This is a genomic window from Candidatus Aquicultor sp., from assembly GCA_036504445.1.
Lineage (GTDB): Bacteria > Actinomycetota > Aquicultoria > Aquicultorales > Aquicultoraceae > DASXVE01.
Map to the genome: position 1 here is coordinate 62,502 of DASXVE010000020.1, position 16,688 is coordinate 79,189.

The following is a 16,688-nucleotide window of genomic DNA, read 5'->3' on the forward strand; positions in this document are numbered from 1 at the left end:
GCTATCCAACTTTACGTAATGCAGTAAGATAGGGAGGTATGTGTATAAAATGCCCAACGGAAGCGAGCCGTAAATGCCGGTTTGTACAAAATTCGTCGAGATTGGCGACACATAGATGAGGGAAATTGCGCGGGAATAGGTGATATCATGCAGAAAATTCTCGTTATTAATGACGATAACGAATCATGTGAACTGCTCAAAGAATACCTGTCGCCGGAAGGCTTCGAAGTCAATATTGCCAATAATGGGCTGTCGGGGATCGAACATGCCGTCGGAGAAGATTGCGACCTGATCGTGCTCGATGTAAAGGTTCCAGAGAGCAACGGTTTTGACGCACTGCGCCAACTACGCGGCAGGGTTGCAACGCCGATAGTGATACTTACGGCTCGCGGTGACGATGTGGACCGGATTATCGGTCTCGAGCTCGGGGCGGATGATTGTTTATCAAAACCCTTTAATCCCCGGGAGCTGCTGGCACGCATCCGTGCGGTGTTACGCAGAGTTAAACCGGATAGGGAAGACGGCGAGCCGTTCTTTAGCTCCAAGAAGAGGCTGCAGGTCGGCGATGTGGAAATGGACCTTGGTACCCGCGTAGTTTGTTGTTCTGGCCAGCAGGTGGAACTCACGGCAGCAGAATTCAACTTGCTGGAAAACATGCTTAGGAATGCCGGTGAGCTCGTCACGCGCGAAAACCTCATTCAGGTTGTGCTCGGCCGTTGTCTGACCCCGTACGACCGCAGTATCGACGTTCACGTGTGCAAGCTCCGCAAGAAGCTCGGCAACGATATGGCGGGGCTCGAACGAATTAAGACGATTAGAGGCGTAGGCTATTTGTATGCTCTTACCCCCCGAACAAGAGGAGATAGGTGATTTTAGACACCTATCTCCTCTGTAATTCTCTTGCTGCAATAACCAATCTCCGAGCTATCGCCAGACAGAAACCAATTTCTACTACGCAGACCATGACCAGGCCAGAGAGGACTCGTTGCTAGCCTCCTGGCTGTAGCTTGCCGTGCTTGCCTTCATGTAACTGCTGATCGCCATATCAAATATGGCCTTAATATCCGTTTTAGAACTGCTGGTACTCGTGCTGGACGAAGCAGATGAACCATCTTCATCATCTTTGCTAAGTGCGTCAAGAAGGGCTTTTAGCGTATCTTCTTGGCTGTTCTTAACTGAACCAGCGCCACCTGGACCACCCGGTCCACCGGGCCCTCCGTGCTTGGCCATCTTGTCTATAAACGTGTCTGATTCAGCTTTGCTAATGCTACCGTCCTGATTCGTATCGATTTTGCTGAACATCTCATCAGCGCTTGGCCTGCCTGCAGGAGCGTTGGCTTGCATTTGGCTCATTTCGTCCTTGCTGATTTTGCCGTCGCCGTTAGTATCGATCATGTTGAATATTTGCTCTTTCATATCGGTCGCGGAACTTTGATCGATTCCAAGATTAAAGCCGCCCATCGCACCCATCTGCTGCATCATCGTGCTTGGTCCTGATCCGCTCATCTGTTTGCCGAGTTCGGATAGCGCCTTACCGAATTCATCTTTACTAATGGTTCCGTCTTGGTCCGAATCCACTGCGCTAAAGATATCTTCAACGCTAGAACTGCCCTTGGGGGCGTTGGCCAATAGCTTTTGCATCTCGCTCTTGTCAACCTTACCATCGCCGTTTGTATCGATCATGTTGAACATCTTTTCTTTTACCTGGGCAAGGGATGATGCATTGAAATGCCCCATACCGCTTATTGAACTTACCATCATCAACCTCCTTTTCTTATGCCTGACTGCTTCAGTATATTGGCTGCTCGAGTTATAGTATCGACTCTTACTTGATGAAACCGTGTTAACCGCAGGTAAAGATTTGTAAAGGTTCGGTGGCATTGTTAACCTACTCTGAAAAATCGGTTTTGAAGTAACACGCGGCGGGTTAGTGCTGCTTAAGAGCATAGAGGGGAAGCACTCATAAAACCCGTGAGAACCTGTAATTCGAACACATGTTCGTGATATAATGCTTAGGTAGGATACATCGGCACAGTTAATCGCTCATGCATTCTTGCGAGTGCTCGCATTAGCTTGTGCTAAGTCTGTTGCATTGTTAAAGGATATGTAAACTAATGGAAACCATCATCTTCAAGGAAGAAAGCTATAAAATCCCAATTGGTGGCGAATGGAATCTTGAAGACTTATACGTCTTCCCAAGAAACTATGAACAAGTGTATGTTCTGTTCTACTCGTTTCTAGCACATAAGGATGAATCGACGCAGGGAAGAATAGAAGCCACTTTCTCGAACTTTCCATGGCGCGGCGGCTACAGCGCGGCTCATTTCTACGGCAAACTCAAATACATATTACCGAAGCAGCAACGGCCGCAAGTGCTGTCGTTGAAATATGCATCCCCCGGATGGATTGAGCTGAGCTTGATTATCGGCATCGCGCTACTAGTACAGCGGCTGGTAAAGACAATCGCCGCCACTATCCGTGAGGCTAATTCTATATATAACGAAGTATATACCGGGCTGCAGCAGCGCAAACTGCTGAGAATCGAAGTTGAGAAAAAGGAACTCGAGTTGGAAGCGCAGCACCTGGAGTATATTAATCAATCCGTCGCCCAAATGAGCAAGCTGATGGGTTTTGAAGATATCCAGCATATCCACGAGAAAACGGGGAATCCGTTAATTACATTAAAGATACTTCTCTCACTGTACCGGCGAGTAAGAACGCTGGCGGAATACCAAAACAACGGTAAGATAAGGTTCTAGAGAGCTTCTTTAAAGATTTAGCTTTTGACTACACTTTCTTTGCACACTTATTTACTGCCCTGACGTGCGGTCTCTAAATATCTTAAATATTTTTCTGCAAATATACGGGCGTGGGTATGTTCTGACAGTTGTTCCCATATTATACTAGCAACTGTGTTGAGATAAGTAAGGCCGGGGATATTCAAACCAAACAAACTAACAATCGGTTTCCCTGGCCTTTCTTATTGCCTAAATTCTTGGTTGTAATACGCAAGAAGCGGCTGGTCCTACACCTTGGGCTGTGATGAAGCGATCTTCTTTACGTTGTTGCTGAGTTTTTCGTAAACTTTGTCCACGGCCTCAGCGTAGTCGGCCATATGCTGATTGAGCCCCGTATTGTCGATCGCCGTATCGGAGCTCTTCTCGTTCCAAGCGCTACTGAGTTCGTGTACTTTCTCTAAAAGCGCTTCTGATTCTTTTAGATCCTTTGCTGTCAGTGCCGCAATTCTCTCGCTCATTTTGTTGCCTCCCTTAGGGTAATAGCCGTTAGTAGTAGATCAACAAATATTGCTCGTTAGGAATTGTATCGGTAAACAGGGAAGACTGTTGAGACCTATTAAATCAAGACCGCAAAAATCGATAAGAGCGATTATGAGCACGAAGGACAGAAGGCGAGATGCTAACCTCGTCGAGCACTCTGCGTAACATTCATACCGTTACTGGCTAACGAGCTGCTTCAATATCGCGATTTGATCTTCTAATGAGCTCAACCGGCCATCTAAAGCCGAAATATCGTTAGGGGAGGGCTGCTTATTAATGCGGGCATCTTCTAGTGCTGACAGTCGTGTTGCAAGGTCTGACTGCGCACCGGAGGACTCTATGCGCGTAGTTTGGGCTGTTGATTTGGCGTCATCGATTCGAGCTTGCAATGTCCTGAACCGGTAGTCCAGATCTTTCATATTGATAGTTGTTGGCATCCGGTTAGCCTGATCTGAAACCTCTATGTTGAGCTTATGAATGAGCTGGGCCTGAGCTGCAAGCTGGGTTTGCAGCGCTTCAATACTTTGTTGTTGTGCATGTTCTGCACGCACCTGGTGCCAGAATAGGTAGGTACAAGCCAAAAACAGGCATATAACTATGATCCAGGGGAGCTTGGCGAGCCCCGTGTTGTCATTACTTGTTAGCCAGTTCACAAAGTTTTTCACGATAATGACACCTCCACTCAGACCTTTTGTTTTATTGTACCCCTACCTTGTAGAATAAAACATAGCTTTCTAATACTGCCTTACAGCATAGCGTATTTCTAATACACTTGCGCTCGCTGTATCTATAATCTTTTGCTATATAATAGGTTGTAATGCAGGATAGCGCAGTTAAGGTATTCATGTTAATGGGGTAGTTAAGCATGGTGCTCACTCGGAAAGAGCTCAAACGGATATTTGGCACCTTCTCATATAAAGACGATCCTCATAAAAGAGGTGCAGTTATCATCGAACCTGCATGGGTACAAGACAACATTGTCTACATAGGTATCCGCTTGGCAAATAGCATTACTGGAGAAGCTGTACGCAGGCTAAACAGCTATGACGATGTAGCATTTGGACAACCGGGTTCACAGTCGCTGATCTGCAGCAGCTTCTAAATGCACAAGGCCACCACCTTGTAGTCGACGGCATTTTCGGCCCTAAAACGAGGGCGGCGGTTACCGGTTGGCAAAAATGCCAACGGCTTAAAGTGACGGGAAGCGCCGATCAAAACATCTGGCGCACGCTGCGGGCAATTACATTATAGTATGGCGGGGTTGCTGAGGTTGGAGTTCGCGGTTTGAGCCCATCGTACTTATCTCCATAAGGTTGATGATAAGCTGCACTTCATCGGCGCTCATACCGGTATGCTTTGCGATTTGTGTCGCGCTCCACCCTTTGCGGCTCAGCTCGTGTACTTCTCTGTGGCGCAAACCCGGTTCAACCGCAGGTGCCTGGTGCTCGGTTGGCTGCGATGTCTGTGCTGTTTGTGATACTTGGGGTTGTACCGGTTGGACGAGCGGCCGCAATTCATCGCCGTATTCGTAATAGTACTCAAGTTGCCGCAAGCGATCGTCTGCTTTCTCAATTATTTGGTTGAGGCCGTCGGCGGCTTCCCCCATATCGCCAAGCGCCTTATCGACCGAGTCTTGTAGTTCTTTTATCATGAGGCTGAGGGAGTTTTCGAGGGCTTTTAATTCTTCGGCGTTCTGCAGTTGCTTATCTTCATTGGAGAGACGCCGGAGAAACGTCCAGGCTAGGAAGGGGATTCCGAATACTGCGATTGTTAAAAATACTGCGACGAATTCAAATCCCATACGTGCTGGCTCCTCAACTAGATCTTAATATCGATGAAGTGTTCAGGTTCTAAAGTGCTGTGCGTGCTATGTTCTTTATCGTGTTCAGTACCAGCACCAGACCCCTCATGTTTTGTGTGGTGCTCCTGGGACTGTCTGCCGTCTCGTTCCTTATCATGAATCTGCACCTCATCGGTGTGTGGTGCAGTATTAATTTGCTTCTTATCCATCTCGTGCTTCTGATGCAGCTTTTCGGCAACCTGTTCTTGCTGGATTCGTGGTTGCTGCTGCTGAGCTTGGCTTATTCGCTCAACTTCCTGTGTTTTTTGAACAATAATCTGAAGATCTGTTGGTCGGATTGACATTTACACCATCTCTTTAATGAGCAGAGTGCCAGCGCCCGTTTACTATCCGATCCAATAAAAAATTATACCATGGTTGTAGCCGCTCATCCAGCAAAAAAACTATCGTTGAGCGGTACGGGTACTCGGTTTAGGCTTTAGCAAAGTGAGCTGCTCTTGCGTTATGTACTTGACTATTTTGTCGCGGTCGCGTTCTTTTATTTTAGTAAAGTTCACGCCCAACAAATATTCGCTCTTAATAATGCTGCGAGGCATCACGCGTACGATCTCACCGACGATCTCAGTTGCCTCTTGTTCCTCAGGCAATTGTATGATGAGCTTGAGGTCTCCACCAAGATAGGGGGTTTTTGGGCTTCGCACTATCATACCCATGCCGCTTCCGCTTAGATCCCACACCATCGCTTCAACGGGGAGGGCGTCGAGTTCGTCCTGGTCGCGTGCTATCAATTGATAGTAAGCGCTGATAACGGGTTTCTCAAGTCTAAAATAGCGCCGCCGTTGGACGTGTTTTGCTAGGCTGAGTGGACGTAGCAGCAGGCGGGAATTTGTATCATCGCTTTCCTCGATCTTAGAGCGAACGAGGTGCGCTCCATTGTCAGTAGGGATAATGATAGTGATGATATTCTCGTCATCGGCGTATAGGGGTGTGGATTTTCTGCCCAGGGCCTGGCATAAGACAAGTTCACGGCTCAACACGTTGCTTATACCATATGGCCACGAACTGCCTCTCGCATCCTCAATGTAGATGAGCTGGCCGGATTTGATGAAATCAAAAGCCTGAGATAGCATTGTCTCTCCATGCACGCTTGGTTACCCCTATGTGTCAGTTAATCATAGCTATATGGAGAGTATCGGCTTATACCTACGGATGAATTATATATTTTATTAAATTGTATTTAGAAATCAATAGAAAGATGTGAGAGTTTACCGCGAAGCTTTAGGACAGCCTTGACTCGTATCTGGGCGATACGAGATTCAGAAAGGCCCATGACTTGGCTGGTTTCCTTCAGCGTGAGGTCTTCATAATAGTAAAGCGAGATTACAAGACGTTCTTGTTCGCTTAACGATTCGATGCCCTGGATAAGTGAATCTCGGACTTCGTTAATCTCCATGAGATCGGACGGGTTAAATGAATTTTTGTCTTCTACGCGTTCTCCCAACGTAGCACCCGGCTCGCCGTCATGTGAAACGATTTCATCGAGGTAGAGGACCGAGAGCCTGCTTACTTGTGAGATCATTGCATTATACGACGCAGTATTCATGCCGAGCTCTTGGGCCACTTCATTATCAGTTGCCGCTCTACCGACACGTTTTTCAACGGCTACATACGCTTTGCCGAGTTGCTTGGCTTTCTGGCGCATGGAACGGGAGGCTGTATCTACCGCACGCAACCCGTCGACGATCGCCCCTCTGATCCGTGGGATCGCATATGTTTCAAACTTGAGCCCGCGGTTATGGTCGAATTTTTCGATTGCGTCAATAAGGCCGAATATGCCGTAACTTACGAGGTCTTCTTTGTCGATTTCCGAGGGAAGAGTATCTTTTACGCGCTCGGCAACGTATTTGACGAGCGAGACGTTCTCGAGTATAAGGTTCTCACGTGCTTGCGCATCATTGTATACTTTGTAGAGTACCCATTTATTCGGTGTTGTTACTGCAGTTCTCATTGTCACCATGGTTCATCTCTTATTATGATTGTTACTGCATCATTTCGTCTGACCCGAGCCGCATAGGTCTAAACGGCTCGAATTCTTTTACGGCCGGCATATCGGTGTCATCCTGCTGGCCGAAATCAAGAGATATATCATCTACCGATGTTATATCAAGATTTGATCCCTTAGATGCTTCTTCTTTGGCCCGAGCGAGAAATTTCTGCGCTTCTTCCTGCGCTAGTTCTTCTCTGAGCTCGTTCACATGCGCTCGCGCTGCGCCGATAACGACCGAATTTACTGCCGTAAGCGTAAGCCATATCAGCCCGGCGCTCATCGCAAAGACTACCAAGAAACGATTAATCATGACAGTAAAGATATCCCCGCCGGTCCCAATAGCTATCGCAGAAGATATTGCACTAATAACAAAGCTAAATGCGACTGTTGTTTGATTGACCGTTTCGCGTCTCATTAGTTTCTCCTGGAGAGCCGGCGCCTTCTTCCTGCCCGGTCGAGCTGCTCCCTGAATAGTTGTCCGATAATGCGGTCGCGGTCGCACTCTTCAATTAATGAAAAATGTACGCACAGCAGGCTTTTGCCCATAACCGGCTCGTTGGTTAAACACCTGACAACCTCGCCAACCAAGTTTACTATCCGGCCGCCGGCAAGCTCGATCTCGGTACGAAGCGGCATACCCGCAGCCAGCTCTTCGTTGATAGATATAATAAATGAGATGCCGTTACCGCTCAGGTCTTTTACGGGGGCTTCCTTAAGCTCGCTGTGGAAAATATCCTCAGGCCCGAGAAGCGGTCGGTAAGACGCACGGACCAGCGGGCGTGAGAGCCTAAAGAACTCACGGCGCTGTATATGGGTTGCACCATCGCGCTGGGGGGCGAGGGTAAGTCGTATCGGGTCTGTCTCGATTGCCGTTATTTTTGTTGGGAACCGGTAGACGCCTACTTCGGTTGAGCAGACGAGCGTAAGCTCATCTCCGACTTTAACATTGATCGGCCGAGGTTCGTCTACTAACAATTCGCACGTTATGCTATCTGCCTTGTCGGAGACCGATCCGATCACAAACGGCCAGTTCTCATTCGGCTTTACTTCGACCATGGCAAAAAGCCCCGGCTTTAAAACCTTTGATTCTCGCATGGATGTGCCACCTATCTTTCAAACAATCTTGAGAGGAATCCACGAAATCCGTTATGCCCTCCAGCTTGCGCATCCTTGAGTAATGTTTGATCCAGCGTCGCCGCGATTTGTCTAATGCACTTCGATGCGCGTGCGCCGGGGAATTCAAGGATAAACGGTTGTTGTTTTCGCACCGCCGAGTTTACAGCGATATCGGAGACGATGTAACCCAATGTCTCGACCCGCTTGTTCAGGAATTGCTTTGCTGCCATAACGATGCGATCGGCGATATCCCGGCCCTCTTTTTCTGTTGAAGTCATGTTGACTACGAGTTTTATATCGACATCCATATCTCGCTGCGTTAGGACTTTTATTAACCCATATGCATCGGTAATTGCGGTCGGTTCGGGTGTCGTGATAATAATGGCTTCACGTGCCGCAAGGATAAACGAAATTACATCGTTGGATATGCCGGCGCCGGTATCAATCAGCGTTATATCGGAGTCTCGTTCGAGCTCGACAAAGCTATCGATGAGATTCTGTTGCCGCTCTTTACCCATGTCGGCAAGCTCCGGCATACCTGAGCCGCCGGGCACGATTTTCAAGGAATGCGGTCCGTTAATCACAATCTCACTCAGCGATTTTTCGCCGTCGACCAGGTGTTTCAAATTAAACTTCGGGTTTATGCCGAAGATGACGTCTATATTAGCAAGACCTAAATCAGCGTCAAGGATAAGCGTTTTCCTGCCGCGCATTGCAAGTGCAATGCCGAGGTTGGCGACCAGATTTGATTTTCCCACGCCGCCTTTGCCGCTGCTAACCGCAATGACCCGGGTGGGTGACAGCGCTTTGCCCCCGTATGCGGTGGGTGACAGGGTACTCGACGTGCTCTTTGGCATAGTATGGGATAAGCTGTTTTCAGGCTCCGGCTCGGGTTGCAGTTTCGGTACAGGCACTGTTTCCGGCTCAAATGCCGGGGCGATGGCAGCTGCCGGGCTCGCCGGTTGAATTGGGGTATTGATTCGCTGTATGTTAACCTGCAGCTCCGGTCGCGTGCGAGCGGTCGGCTCGGTCGCGCCGGTCGATACCGCAGGCTGCGTCTCAGCAATGTTTTCGATTGGCTGATTGGGTCCAACTATTTTCTCAGCAGGCGGTTCCGGCTCGGTTGATGGGTAGCCGCCCAGCTCTTTTATATCAGGGATGTTAAGTTCGATTGGCTCGACCTCAGGCCGTCGCGCCATCGGATCAATGATTAAGTTAATCCGGTCGCGTTCTTCTCGTATTCGTTGTGCTAATTCACGAAGCTTTTTAGCTTGATCATTCATCTAACGGCACCCCTAGCATTAGATTTGCAACCTTATATGGTTCGGCAACTTTTATATCTTCCGGTACGTTCTGTCCTATTGCGACATATGAGATCGGGAGCTTCGTTTTACTAACAATGTTAAGCATTGTCCCGGGTGAATTCGATTCGTCAAGTTTGGTAAAGATAAGTTTGCTAATCGGTACGACCGAGAACCGCTTAATGGCATTTACCTGGTCGGAAAGCTTAGTTGTGATACTCAAAACCAAGTGGATCTCGTCTGGATTGCAAACGTTCATAAGGGCGGCAAGCTCGCCCATTTGCGATTCGTTAAGCGGGCTTCGCCCGGCGGTATCAATCAGCACAAGGTCTTTATCCTCATGGCGTGCGAGCGCTTCGCGTGCGTCCTGGTTGTTAAAGACAATTTCAATAGGCGCCCCGATAATTTCCGCGTAAGTTTTCAGCTGGTCTACCGCGGCAATGCGGTATGTATCGGCGGTTAGAAACACGGCGCTTTTACCTTCGTACAAGCAATAGCGCGCCGCAAGTTTTGCAAGCGTCGTGGTTTTGCCGGCACCGGTCGGTCCGATAAGCGCTATTACCTTGCGTTTGCCGCTCTCAAGATGAAGGGGAGGGCAAACGGGGATGTGCCGTGCGATTTCGCTGACCAGCTTCTCCCGCAGCTTCTCCGGCGTTGCGAGCTCGGATGTGGTGAGCTGGCTCTGAATGGCTTTCATAAGCTTCTTTGCAAGCTCATCCTCAACTTTTGCGTGCAGCAGCTTTTCGTAGACATCCAGGAAGCAAGCGGGCACTTCCTGGAAAAGCGGATCGGTCAGTTGGCTGGCGATTGTCTTTACGATAGATTTTATTTCTTCGATCTCGCTCTGTATTTGATCAAAGCGCTCATCGATTGCTTCACCCACCATCTCGGGCACTTCGTCGCCCGGCTCGACGGAAACAGGAAGCTGTTCCCGGGCCGCATCCATTAGATTTACATCGAGAGCGGCGGTTATCTCAACCGATCCGCGTTTAAACATATTTACGGGCCAGGTGCGATCGAGTTTCCGGGTGTGTAAAATAATAGCCTCTGGACCCAGATCTGATTTTACCTTTGATATTGCTTCTTCCATGCTTGAGGCTTCATAACGTTTGATTCTCACGCCAGGTTCACCATCCCAACAGATTGGAGTTCAAATTCGGGTGCCACTTCATTGTAAGATAAAACCGCCAAATCGGGCAGCTTCCTCTCTGCTATTTTTCGTAAGGGGCGTCGAATATTTGCCGAACACAACAAAATCGGATTTATCCCTAATGACAGAGCGCCTTCAAGCGCCTTTGAAACACCGTCAACAACACGCTGTGTAGTTGTAGGATCAAGCGAAATAAGAATACCTTGCTCGGTATATTCGACGGCGTCCGCAATCTCTTTCTCGATCAGTGGATCGACGGTAATAACGGAAAGTGAACCTTCACCAAATTGATGCTGCCTGCAAATATTTCTGCCGACTGCCTGACGGGCGTGCTCGGTTAAGATATCGATATTGCGCGTCGAGCGTGCTGCGTCGCCGAGCGCTTCAAGAATGGTAACCATGTCTCTGATCGAGACACGCTCGGATAAGAGATTTTGCAGAACCTGCTGCAGCTCGCCGACGGTGAGCGTGCTCGGTACGAGTTCCTCCACAACGACCGGGTAATTTTGCTTGACGCTCTCAAGAACTTGCTGCACGTCTTGCCTGCTGATAAGTTCGTGCGCATATTTCTTGGTTATCTCTGAAAGGTGTGTAATCAAGGCCGATGTTGGATCGACGACCGTATATCCCATAATCTCAGCTTGCTCTCGCTGGTCCGGGAAAACCCAGACCGCCGGAAGCCCGAACGCCGGCTCTCGCGTTGCGGAGCCGGGTATCGTGTCGGTGGTTAGCCCGGCATCGATGGCAAGGATTTGCGCCAGGTGGATCTCTGACTTGGCGATATCGACACCTTTAATCTTGACCCGGTATTCGCTAGATGGCAGCTGAATGTTATCACGGATACGAATCGGCGGCACAACGTAGCCCAACTCCATCGCGATCTGGCGGCGCATGAGCGTTATGCGGTCGAGTATCTCGCCGCCCTGGTCGGGATCGACAAGCGGGATGAGGCCGTAACCAATTTCAAGTTCCATCGGATCGACCTGCAGCATGTCGACAAGGTTCTCGGGGGCGGCCGCCTTTTCTTCAACCGGAGCCAGCGCTTCCAACGCAGCCGTCTTTTTCGCCGCTTGCCCGATGTAGTACGCGGCAACTCCCGCAAGGGCTCCCATAGCTAAAAACGGAAATTTTGGCATCCCGGGGACAAAACCGAACAGCGTAACGAGAATCCCCGCGATTGCGAGCGCACGGGGCTGGTTCAGAAGCTGCTTGGAGATATCCTCGCCCATGTTCGTATCTGAGGCGACTCGCGTGACGATAACGCCTGATGCCGTCGACATAAGAATTGTCGGAACCTGTATAACAAGGCCGGCACCGATGGCGATTTGGCCGAACGTTTGCAGTGATGTCATAAGGTCGAGCCCCTGCTGCGTCGCACCGACGATAAAACCGCCGACCAAGTTGACGATCGCAATGATAATACTCGCAATCGCATCGCCCTTGACGTACTTCGACGCACCGTCCATAGCGCCGTAGAAATCGGCTTCTTTTTGGACTTTCTTGCGGCGCTCGCGCGCCTGCTCTTCGGTTATGAGACCGGCGTTTAGGTCGGAATCAATCGCCATCTGCTTACCCGGCATCGCATCCAAAGTAAAACGAGCGGTGACTTCCGAGATACGCGTTGTACCGGAAGTGATAACGATGAACTGTATGACTGAAAGTATAATAAAGATAATAATACCGACGACGAAATTATCCCCGATCATAATCGAGCCGAAGGCGCTAACCACGCTACCGGCGTTTCCGATGGAGAGAATCGCTCTAGTTGTAGATATATAAAGACCTGCCCGTAAGAGCGTCATAATGAGCAGCAGGGTAGGGAACATCGAGAACTGGATCGGCTCGTGGTTATACATGGTTACCAAGAGCACTATTATCGCTAGGATAAAGTTAAAAACAAGCAGCGAGTCGAGGATAGGACCGGGAATCTGAACGATAAGAAGCACCACAACCAGCCCAATAATCAGGGCGAGCATCGCGTCGTTGTACCGGCTCAGTTGTGACATAAATGATGCGTTTGCTGCTTCGTTAGTTGCCATATATATTCCAGGATATAAGCGTTTGGATACTACTCCGACTATCCGTTTATTCTATATCATTTGCGGTTAAATATCCATCTCAGCCCATGGACGGATTGTTCGGGCGACCAGCCCGAGCCAAGGGCCCTCTCTTGCTGATCTGATAGACATAGGCGAGGATTTCAGCGACGGCCTTGTAGAGATCATATGGCACCTCTTCATCAATGTCGACCGCTTTATACAGCGCACGGGCAAGCGGTTTGTCCTCGATGATCGGGATATTATGTTCCTTGGCGAGCTCCCTTATCTTCTCTGCGATGAGGCGTTGCCCCTTGGCGACAACTTTTGGCGCCCCCATAGTCTCGGGATCGTATTGTAGGGCGATAGCTAGGTGCGTCGGGTTGGTGATGACGACATCGGCGTTCGGAACCATCTGCATCATCCTGCCCTGCGCAAGCTCGCGCTGTTTTTGCCGGATTCGCGCTTTGACGTGCGGATCGCCCTCGGATTGCTTGTATTCTTCTTTAATCTCTTGCTTGGTCATGCGCAGGCTTTTCTCGTGTGTGTAACGCTGCCATGCATAATCGAGTACCGCAATAATCAGTAAGACGATGCTCGTTTTTATGCCGATCTCATAGGCGATCGACCCGAGCGTGCTCATCGATTGGTTGATATCCATATCGATAGTGTGAATGATTTCGTCGTAGCGGTTACTGATGATTGTATACGTGAGGTAGCTAACCATGCCTATCTTAATCAAGGCCTTCAAGAGCTCGACTGCAGCGCGGCTTGAAAAGAGCCGGGCGGCGCCGGAGAGCGGGTTGATTTTTTTTGCATCAGGCACAAGCGGTTTTGCCGAGAAGAGGAACCCGACCTGTGCGAGGCTTGCGGTAACACCCACTGCAAGGGCGACAAGGGCGATCGGCAGAATCATCTTTAGAAACAGAAGCGCGAGATTGAGAAACATGGTCGTTACGACCGTCTCGTTAAGCTCAGTCTTAGCAGGGCTTTGCAGGTAATAGGTCATAACATTGGTGAGATCGGTAAAGATGCCCCCACCGAATGTTCGCATCGCGACAAAAATTGCCAAAATTATGAGCGCGGAGTTAAGCTCCATGCTCTTAGCTACCTGGCCCCGTCTCCGGGCCTCTTGTCGTCGTTTCGGTGTGGCTTTTTCGGTGCGTCCATCGGATGGCGGCATCTTTTCACCCCTACTTTATGGCGCCGAGAAGTTGGGCCGGCATTTGGTCGAATACTCTCAGCACGTATGCAAAGAAGAACGAGAGCATGGCGATAAGAGTGACGAATCCGATGAGGATCTTAAGCGGCATGCCGACGACAAAAACATTCATCTGCGGTACGGTTCGCGCGACAATACCGAGGGCAAGATCAGTGATAAACAACACACCGATAGCCGGGCCGCCGATTTTTAAGCCGATTACGAACATATCGACGATTGTATTCAGGAAGTGACCGGAGACCGCCGATGTCATGGTAAATGTAGTAAGCGGCACGATATCAAAACTCTTTGACAGCGCCGTTAACAAGTAGTGATGACCGTTAATTGCAAGAAACACGAGTACGGCAAGCAGGTTTTTAAACTGGCCCATCAGTGAAATCGAGATGTTGCTTAACGGGTCGATGACGTTGACCATACCAAAGCCCATCTGAAAATCGATAATCTGTCCGGCAACAAGAAATCCCTGAAAAATGATTGTTGCCGTAAACCCAATAAGCGCGCCGACTGAAAACTCTTTAGCTACCAGGAGCGCGTAATCGAGCATATTTATCGTCGGGCTGATCTGTGCGGCAGGGACAAAGGAGAAGAGTACGATCGCCGTCATTAGCGAAAGGGCGACTTTAATTTGTGCGGGCACGCTGCGGCTGCCTAAAACCGGAGCTAGGAAAAAGACGCCGGATACGCGGGTCAAGACCAGTAGAAAGGTAAGGAGTTGCTTGGGATCTGCCTGCAATAAGTCCACACCCACGCTCCTTTGCTATTTTAAATAGTTCGGTAAGTTGATCAGCAGTTTGCTCGTAAAATCGATAATGAGATGCAGCATCCACGGCCCGAACAACGCGAGGGCAAGCATGGTTGCAAGAATCTTAGGAATAAACGTCAGCGTAAATTCCTGTATCTGCGTTACCGCTTGCAGAATACTAATAACCAGACCGGCAACCAGGCTGAATAATAGAATTGGCAGTGAAATCTCAAGTGTAATAACCAGCGCGTTCTTAGCAAGCTCCATCGCTAGAGAATCGGTCATTAGCTCTCACTCCTTGGCCTAGTTGAAGCCCATAACCAGGGCTCGTGTTACGAGATGCCAGCCATCGACTAATACGAACAACAATATTTTAAGCGGCAGCGATATCATAACCGGCGGCACCATCATCATGCCCATCGACATCAGCACGCTGGCGACCACCATATCGATAATGAGAAACGGTATAAATATCAAAAAGCCGATAATAAAGGCGGCTCTCAGTTCGCTGATAATAAACGAAGGGATAAGAACGAAGGTCGGTACATCAGCTTGTGTTTTCGGCCGTTTGATCTTGGCGAGGTACACAAAAAGCGCCAGGTCTTTTTCCCGCGTCTGCTTAAACATAAAATGACGTACCGGCTCGATCGCTCGTGTATATGCTTGGTTGTAGGTGATTTTCTTTGCCGTGTACGGCTTGATAGCATTATCGTTGACTTGCCCGAATACCGGGGCCATGACGAAAAATGTTAAGAAGAGCGCAAGGCCGACGAGCACTTGTGTCGGGGGAATCTGCTGTGTACCGAGCGCATTTCGAATAAACGCCAGTACGATAACGATTCGAGTAAACGATGTTACCATGATCAAAAGCGACGGAGCCAACGACAGTACCGTAAGAAGCATGAGCAACTGTACGCTGGTCGAAACATCGCCAGACCCTTGCGCCTGATCGATACCAAGTGATAGCTTGGGCAGCGGAATAGCGCTCGAGCTGGAGGCCGTCTCAGCGGCGACGCTACTCGTCATAAAGATACATAAAATGGTGATAGCGAGCGCACTTAGCAACAATGCTCTCTTGCGCCCACGGAGTACCTTCATCATCTACGCTCGTCACCTCTACCGGGCTTCGGAGGCTGGTCTGTGCCCCGTGCACGCTTCTCTTGCTCTTTGATATCATCGAGGAGTTTCCGTATATTGTCACCGGTTGAATGCAGATCATCGGCCCAATTATTAGTATTATTTTGGCCGCGCTGAGGAGTTCGTTGAGAAGGTTCCCGGTTGGTGCGCGCCGGTCGAGCCGATTTCGATTTTTTTGATTGTTTTGCGGGTGCATACACGAAACGATTGGTAACTTTTTCGAGCGCGCTCTGGAACGGTTGGAGGGGTTCCGGCTTTTGCGCCGCTTTATGTTTGATGAACTCTACTTGTTCCGGCTCATCGATATCGCTTAAATGATTAATATTGTTACCGGCCACACCAAGAACGACCACCTTGCCGGCAATTTCAACCAAGCAGATGGCCTTGCCGGGAGCGATATAGCGCACCTCAACAACATTCACTAGTTCCTGGCCGCCGCCGGTTAGCGTGTTGTATTTTGTCGTAAAGAACTTCACACCGTAAATTGCCAGGAAGCCGACTGCTAGCACAAGCCCCAGGTAGAAAGCATACTTAATAACGTTCCAGATGGTCCCAATGATACCGGAGAGTACGCTTTGCTGCTTCTGTGGTTGCCCGGGATCTTGATAATCCTGCAAGTTAAGTTCAGTTTGCGATTCGCTGTTCGATGATTGGGTCGCACTATTCTTTTTCGCTTTACTGGATGCCGCCGATGAAGCACTCGCCGATTCATTAGCGGCGCCAACGGCAGTATACACTGAGTTTTCTGAATCTGAATTGTCTTTCGGTTGGGCGGTGGCAAATCCAATACAGCTGAATACCGTTGATAGGGCGACCAATAGCATGCATATAATAGTAAGTATCGGTTGGGCGGGTTTG

19 protein-coding genes are annotated in these 16,688 nt (G+C 49.3%); 2 read left to right on the plus strand and 17 right to left on the minus strand.

From position 1 onward, the window contains the following. Window positions 1-147: 147 nt before the first annotated feature. Window positions 148-870 carry a response regulator transcription factor gene (locus tag VGK02_05490; GenBank protein ID HEY3374498.1) on the plus strand — a complete coding sequence of 241 codons (723 nt, stop codon included), beginning with the start codon at window positions 148-150 and terminating at the stop codon, window positions 868-870. Window positions 871-951: 81 nt separating this feature from the next. On the opposite strand, the gene VGK02_05495 is transcribed toward VGK02_05490, so the two are convergent. After that, a complete protein-coding gene (locus tag VGK02_05495; GenBank protein HEY3374499.1) occupies window positions 952-1,761 on the minus strand; it encodes an EF-hand domain-containing protein in 810 nt (269 codons plus the stop codon). 353 nt (window positions 1,762-2,114) lie between these two features. On the opposite strand from VGK02_05495, the gene VGK02_05500 reads away from it, so the two are divergent. Then, window positions 2,115-2,759 carry a hypothetical protein gene (locus VGK02_05500; protein ID HEY3374500.1) on the plus strand — a complete coding sequence of 215 codons (645 nt, stop codon included), beginning with the start codon at window positions 2,115-2,117 and terminating at the stop codon, window positions 2,757-2,759. A gap of 266 nt (window positions 2,760-3,025) precedes the next feature. Here the strand turns inward: VGK02_05500 and VGK02_05505 are convergent, their stop codons facing one another. The 16 genes from VGK02_05505 to VGK02_05580 all read right to left on the minus strand — a co-directional run bounded on the left by VGK02_05505 (window position 3,026) and on the right by VGK02_05580 (window position 16,567). Continuing rightward, window positions 3,026-3,256, minus strand: coding sequence for a hypothetical protein (locus VGK02_05505; protein HEY3374501.1), 231 nt, complete (start codon window positions 3,254-3,256; stop codon window positions 3,026-3,028). Window positions 3,257-3,454: 198 nt separating this feature from the next. Continuing rightward, window positions 3,455-3,943, minus strand: coding sequence for a hypothetical protein (locus VGK02_05510; protein HEY3374502.1), 489 nt, complete (start codon window positions 3,941-3,943; stop codon window positions 3,455-3,457). Window positions 3,944-4,518: 575 nt separating this feature from the next. Continuing rightward, window positions 4,519-5,079, minus strand: a complete 561-nt coding sequence (locus VGK02_05515) for a hypothetical protein (GenBank protein ID HEY3374503.1) — start codon at window positions 5,077-5,079, stop codon at window positions 4,519-4,521. A 17-nt stretch (window positions 5,080-5,096) separates the two neighbouring features. Next, window positions 5,097-5,423, minus strand: coding sequence for a hypothetical protein (locus VGK02_05520; GenBank protein ID HEY3374504.1), 327 nt, complete (start codon window positions 5,421-5,423; stop codon window positions 5,097-5,099). A 99-nt stretch (window positions 5,424-5,522) separates the two neighbouring features. Further along, window positions 5,523-6,209, minus strand: a complete 687-nt coding sequence (locus VGK02_05525; GenBank protein ID HEY3374505.1) for a PilZ domain-containing protein — start codon at window positions 6,207-6,209, stop codon at window positions 5,523-5,525. Between the two features lie 107 nt (window positions 6,210-6,316). Then, window positions 6,317-7,096 carry a FliA/WhiG family RNA polymerase sigma factor gene (locus VGK02_05530; GenBank protein HEY3374506.1) on the minus strand — a complete coding sequence of 260 codons (780 nt, stop codon included), beginning with the start codon at window positions 7,094-7,096 and terminating at the stop codon, window positions 6,317-6,319. A 22-nt stretch (window positions 7,097-7,118) separates the two neighbouring features. Further along, a complete protein-coding gene (locus VGK02_05535) occupies window positions 7,119-7,541 on the minus strand; it encodes a hypothetical protein (protein ID HEY3374507.1) in 423 nt (140 codons plus the stop codon). Next, on the minus strand, window positions 7,541-8,221 hold the full coding sequence (locus tag VGK02_05540) for a PilZ domain-containing protein (protein ID HEY3374508.1): 681 nt from the start codon (window positions 8,219-8,221) through the stop codon (window positions 7,541-7,543). Before VGK02_05540 ends, VGK02_05535 begins: the two co-directional genes overlap by 1 nt. 11 nt (window positions 8,222-8,232) lie before the next feature. Further along, window positions 8,233-9,525 (minus strand): MinD/ParA family protein, encoded by a 1,293-nt coding sequence (locus VGK02_05545; GenBank protein HEY3374509.1) that lies wholly within the window; start codon window positions 9,523-9,525, stop codon window positions 8,233-8,235. Next, a complete protein-coding gene (flhF, locus tag VGK02_05550; GenBank protein HEY3374510.1) occupies window positions 9,518-10,663 on the minus strand; it encodes a flagellar biosynthesis protein FlhF in 1,146 nt (381 codons plus the stop codon). Before flhF ends, VGK02_05545 begins: the two co-directional genes overlap by 8 nt. Further along, window positions 10,660-12,732 carry a flagellar biosynthesis protein FlhA gene (gene flhA / locus VGK02_05555; protein HEY3374511.1) on the minus strand — a complete coding sequence of 691 codons (2,073 nt, stop codon included), beginning with the start codon at window positions 12,730-12,732 and terminating at the stop codon, window positions 10,660-10,662. The genes flhF and flhA overlap by 4 nt, the downstream gene beginning before the upstream one ends. Before the next feature lie 79 nt (window positions 12,733-12,811). Further along, window positions 12,812-13,912, minus strand: a complete 1,101-nt coding sequence (flhB, locus tag VGK02_05560; protein HEY3374512.1) for a flagellar biosynthesis protein FlhB — start codon at window positions 13,910-13,912, stop codon at window positions 12,812-12,814. Window positions 13,913-13,922: 10 nt separating this feature from the next. Beyond that, window positions 13,923-14,693 (minus strand): flagellar biosynthetic protein FliR, encoded by a 771-nt coding sequence (gene fliR, locus VGK02_05565; protein HEY3374513.1) that lies wholly within the window; start codon window positions 14,691-14,693, stop codon window positions 13,923-13,925. A gap of 15 nt (window positions 14,694-14,708) precedes the next feature. Continuing rightward, complete coding sequence (gene fliQ / locus VGK02_05570; protein HEY3374514.1) at window positions 14,709-14,978, minus strand: flagellar biosynthesis protein FliQ; 270 nt, start codon at window positions 14,976-14,978, stop codon at window positions 14,709-14,711. 18 nt (window positions 14,979-14,996) lie between these two features. After that, on the minus strand, window positions 14,997-15,794 hold the full coding sequence (fliP, locus tag VGK02_05575; GenBank protein ID HEY3374515.1) for a flagellar type III secretion system pore protein FliP: 798 nt from the start codon (window positions 15,792-15,794) through the stop codon (window positions 14,997-14,999). Continuing rightward, entirely contained in the window at window positions 15,791-16,567 is a 777-nt protein-coding gene (locus tag VGK02_05580) for a flagellar biosynthetic protein FliO (protein HEY3374516.1), read from the minus strand. Before VGK02_05580 ends, fliP begins: the two co-directional genes overlap by 4 nt. Window positions 16,568-16,688 lie beyond the last annotated feature (121 nt).